This is a genomic window from Arthrobacter sp. Y3221159 (genome assembly GCF_059089885.1).
In genome coordinates this window covers 1-5,481 of the sequence record NZ_JBNHFC010000041.1, presented here as the reverse complement: position 1 = coordinate 5,481, position 5,481 = coordinate 1, and the positions used below count along the sequence as shown (strand labels likewise).

2 protein-coding genes are annotated in these 5,481 nt (G+C 66.5%); both read left to right on the top strand.

The window, feature by feature from the left end; all coding sequences use genetic code 11:
* Window positions 1-5,116 (top strand): Ig-like domain-containing protein (locus AC5RT3_RS20510; protein ID WP_494125098.1); only part of this gene is annotated, 5,116 nt, incomplete at its 5' end.
* 163 nt (window positions 5,117-5,279) lie between these two features.
* On the top strand, window positions 5,280-5,481 hold a 202-nt coding region (locus tag AC5RT3_RS20505; protein ID WP_494125097.1), incomplete at its 3' end, for a hypothetical protein.

Genomic DNA, 5,481 nt, shown 5'->3' with positions numbered 1-5,481 from the left:
CCTGGTGGTCCTCAATGACGTGAACTCCGGCAATGTGTGGCTGGTCAACCAGAACATGCAGCTGGTCAACAACTGGGACGACGTCATCCCGCCCAAGGAAACGTCTGACGACGCCGACAAGGACTCAGCCGACGAGGTCCAGCAAACCGTCCTTCCCGACCGCACCAAACCCAACAGCCCGCCCACGGCCAAGCCTGACTCCTTCGGTGTCAGGGCCGGCAAAACAACCATCCTGCCGGTCCTGGACAACGATTCGGACCCCGACGGCGACATCCTCACCCTCCGCCCGCCGGCCGAGGTGAAATCGGGAACCCTGTCCGGCATCTATGGCGATACCGGATTCCAGATCTCCGTACCCGCCGACAAGACGGGCGCCGACTCCTTCCAGTACACCGTGGACGACGGCCGCGGGCTGTCCGCCACTGCCGACGTGCAGCTGCGCGTGGTGCCCGCGGGCGAAAATTCGGCACCTCAGCAGAAACCGAACCGCGAGACCACCCTGGTGCTCCAGCAGGGCAGGACCCTCACCCAAAACATCCTGACCAACTGGATCGACCCCGACGGCGACGACCTCTTCGCCGAAGCCGTGTCCAGCCCCGACCCGCTGGACCAGGTACGGATCAGGCCGGACGGCCAGCTCACCTTCCAGGACTCCGGCACGGCGCCCGGCCGCAAGACCCTTACCGTCCGGATCTCCGACGGCACGGCCACCGCCGAGGGACGGATCATCGTTGACGTCCGCCCACCCGGAGCCCTGCCGCCCGTAGCCAACGCCGACCACGTCGTCGCCGTTGCCGGTACTGACACAGTGATCGCCCCCCTGAAGAACGACACCGACCCCCAGGGCGGGTCCCTGCGCCTTGCCCAGGCCGGCACCGATGAGCAGTCAACCGCCACGCTCGGGGCGGACCAGCAAACCTTCACCTTCAACTCCGCGGTCCTGGGCGCACACTACGTCTCTTACCTGGTGACCAACGGCCCCGCCAGCGCCCAGCAGCTGGTTCGCGTCGACGTCGTTCCCGGCAACAATGAGGGCGCGCCCGTAGCTGTGCGCGATATCGCCCTGCTGCCCACCGGCGGGAGCGTGCTGGTGGACGTGCTGGGCAACGATTCCGATCCTTCCGGCGGCGTCCTGGTGGTCCAGTCCGTCACGGCGGATTCGGGCCTTCCCGTCAGCGTTTCGGTCCTGGACCATTCGGTGATCCGCGTGACGGACATCCGTGCCGAGGGCCAGCTCACCCTGAAGTACACCATCTCCAACGGGCGCTCTTCGGCCAGTGGCGAGATCGCCGTCCTGCTGGTCCCTGCGCCGGCCAAACTCCAACCCCCGCAGGCCAAGCCGGACGAAGCCACAGTGCGGGCCGGCGACGTGGTGACCATTCCCGTCCTGGACAACGACACAGACCCCAACGGGGGAGAACTGGCCCTGGTGCCGGAACTGGCCCAGGAACCCGAGGCCGCGGATGGACGGATGTTCGTTTCCGGAGACGCGCTCCGCTTTATCGCGGGTGAAGCGCCCAAGACGGTCTACGCCATCTATAAGGTCCGCAACGATACGGGGCAGGTGGACTCCCAGCAGGTCACCATCCGGATCCAGGCCCGGGACGACGAACACAACTCGCGCCCGGAGCCGAAGAACCTGACGGCCCGCGTCGTGTCCGGGATGTCCGTGAAGATCCCGGTACCGCTGGATGGCATTGATGCCAATGGCGATTCCGTCCAGCTGACCGGCATTGACAAGGCCGCGGCCTTGGGCACTGCCACCGTTAGGGATGGTTACCTTGAGTTCACCGCCGCGGGTGACGCCAAAGGCACCGATACCTTCACGTACCGGGTACGGGACCGGATCGGCGCCGAAAACACGGGAACCGTCATCGTGGGCATCGCGCCCCCGGAGGCGAACAACCAGAACCCCATCGCGGTGGAGGATTTCATCGACGTCAGGCCGGGGCGCAAGGTCGCAGTGGATGTCCTCGCCAACGATTCGGACCCCGACGGCGACCCGATCGCCCTGCGCTCCAACGCGTTCGAGGCACTGCCCGGGCTGCAGGTGGAAGCCACCGAGGACTCCAAGGTGCTTTTCACGGCCCCGCCGGAGGCAGGCAACGCCAGCATCGGCTACGGCATCCAGGACGACAAGAAGGCCGAGGCGGGCGCCGCCGTCCGGATCCGCGTCAGTCCCGACGCCGAGCTGAAGCGGCCCGCAGCGAAGGACGACAGGGTCACCCCGGCCGAAACCCTGGGCAAGACCGCCGTGGATGTGCCGGTGCTGAAGAACGATTCCGATGCCGACGGCGTGGCAGCAGACCTCAAGATCAGCCTTCCCGACGGCAACCCCAATGCCCGGGACGGCGGGTCTGGAAACGTCGTGGTGGCCCTGGCTCCGCAGGACCAGCTCATTCCCTACACTGTCACCGACGTGGACGGCCTCAGTTCAACAGCAATCATGTGGATCCCCGGGCAGGGAGCCCAGTACCCCAGCCTGGCCAAGACTGAGACCGTGGAAGTGATGGCGGGGAAGGAGGTCACCCTCCAGCTCAACGAGTACGTCCGGGTACGGGAAGGAAAGCGGCCCCGCATCACGGTGGCGGATTCCGTGCAGGTCCAGGGGGCTTCACCTGAGAACATCATCGCCGGGGACGGAACTGCGCTCCGCTATGCGGCGAAGCCGGACTACGTTGGTCCTGGCTCGCTGACCTTCGAAGTCACCGACGGCAACGGCCCTGACGATCCCGACGGGCTGAAATCCACCCTGGTGGTCATGACGAAGGTAATCCCGGATCCCAACGCCAACCACGCGCCCACCTTCAGTGGAGCAACCCTGGACGTGCCCAAGGCAGAAACGGCACGGCTGGACCTTGGCCCGCTGGCAACGGACGTTGATGAGCAGGATAAGGGCAACCTGAAATTCGAGCTCGACGGCGGGCTCCCGGCTGGCTTCTCGGCCACAGTTAATGGCTCGGTCCTGGAAGTCCGGGCCGAAACCTCGGTGGCTGCCGGGTTCACCGGCAACATTCCCGTCCGGGTCAGCGATGGCAGGTCCCCGGCCGCCAGAGCGAACATTGCGGCGCGCCACGTCGCCTCCACCCGGCCGATGCCCGTCGCGAACGATGACGCGGTGGAGAAGGCCAATGCCGGCAAGGCTGAAACGGTCAATGTCCTCGGCAACGACGGAAATCCCTTCCCTGACGCGCCACTGAAAATCGTGGCCGCGGGCGTGGAAACCGGGTCCGCCGCGGGCCAGGCAACGTTCGACGGCGACAACGTCACCGTGACGCCGGCCCAGGGCTTCAAGGGCGTGCTGGTGGTCCGCTACACGGTGGTGGACAAGACCGGTGACGTGTCCAGGCAGGCCACCGGCCGCCTCCGCCTCACCGTCCGCGACGTGCCCGACGCGCCGTCGGCGCCCACCGCCACCGACGTCCGCAGCCGGACGGCCGTGCTCAAGTGGGCCCCGCCGTCGGACAATGGCGCCGCCATCACCGGCTACCGGGTTGAATCAAACAGCGGCTTTACGCAGTCCTGCCCCACCACCACCTGCACGCTGTCCGGCCTGACAAACGACGTCAAGTACGTCTTCACGGTCATCGCCGAGAATGAGGTGGGCAAGTCCCAGCCGTCCGCAGCCTCGAACGAGATCCGGCCGGATGAGAAGCCCTCGCCCCCGGAAGCGCCCTCCGTGAAGGCCGGCGACAAGGACATGGTCATCACCTGGCCCGCCGCCAGGACCGAAGGCTCCGCGGTCAAGCACTACAACCTGGAGATCTCTCCGCCCCCGGCCAACGGCGTGGCAGTCAGGAACGAAGTGGCAGGCCTGAACTACACCTGGACCGGCCTGACCAACGGCGTGAAGTACCGGGTCCGGGCCCAGGCGGTCAATGAACTCGGTGCCTCTGACTGGGGCATCTACTCTGTGGAGGACAATCCCGCCGGACTTCCCGCTGCACCCGCTGCCCCCACCACGGCAGTGGCCTCCGCAGTGGGCAGCGAAAACCAGATCCGGGTGGACTGGGCTGAACCTGACACCAACGGGGATCCCATCCGGAACTACTACGTCACCATGAGCGGGGGCGGTGCTGCCCCCCAGACCCAGGTGGTGGCAGGAACAACGCGCACCGCCGTATTCCGTGCGCAAAACTCGGAGACGGGCTACACCTTCACGGTCCAGGCGGAAAACAAAGCCGGCAAGGGCGCCGACAGCCCGCCCTCCGCGCCCCGACGGGCCACCGGGAAGCTCGCCCAGGTGACCGGCGTCAGCGCCACGCCCGCGAACACGGAAGGGGCGGGCCGGCACATCACTATCCAGTTCAACCGGCTCACCGACGCGCAGCGCAATGGTTCCCGGGCCGAGGAAGTCAGCTACCGGTACTCCGCCGGCGGACAAAGCGGGCCCATCAGCCCCGGCCAGACCGTGGGCGGCTTCACCAACGGGCAGGCCCTGTCCGTCACCGTCACGGCGGTCTCCACGGTTGCCCCCAGTTCCGACGCCAGTGCGCCCGCCCGGGTGACGCCTTATGGTTCACCCGGCACACCGTCAGCCAGCGGCACCAATGGACGGTTGAACGACCAGACCGTCACGCTCAGCTGGTCCTCACCCTCAACGTCCACCAACGACGTCGCCGAAACCAGGATCCAGATCAGCGGAGGCGGCTGGGAAACGGTAGCGCCATCCGGCAGCCGCACGATCAACACCGGCGGTTGGGAGCAGTCCCGCACCATCACCGTGCAGACCTTCAACTCCCTCGGCACCGGAAGCCCGCAGGTCAGTGCGACCGCCACGTCGGGCAAGAGGGGTGAGTGGACCACCCGGCTCAGCTCGGCGGATCCGAAGTTCGTGAGGGATTGCACCTACACCCTGGGCGGCGCCAACTACCGGCCCGCGCCGTACTACGACTGTGACGGCATCAACGCGCACCAGCCGCCCTGGCTTTATGTCGCCGACCAGCACACCCTGGTGGTCCGCTGCTACATCATCCAAAGCGACCACTGGACCCCCAACCCGATCCGCACCTGGTATCGGATTGAGGCAGGCTCGGCCAGCAACGTGGGGCGCTATGTCAAGGCAGGTTCCACCACCCTCGGCGAACCCGGGAACGTAGGGGTGCCGCCATGCTGACACGCCAAGCTCTTGGAGCGGCAGGCCAGGCGGTGGGGGAGGCCTCCCCATCGCGTCCCGCCAGGCCCTTGGGTAGGCTTTCCCGGGAAACGGGGAGCCCAATACCAGGCTTTCCGCTGTGCAGGCCTGGGGGCCACCGCAACAATCTGAGGAACATAACGCTGTGACAAGTCTGCTGGGGAAACTTGGGCTCAAACGGCGCCACAAGAGAATCGTCAACGGTACCGCTTTTGGTGCCGCCGTGGCTGTCGTGGTGACCGGCGCCGTGCTCTATCCGGGGTTTAAGACCACTGAGGTGGAGTTGAATGACGGTGGTGTGTGGGTGGTGTCGAAGTCGAAGAACGCGGTGGGGCGGTTGAATTATC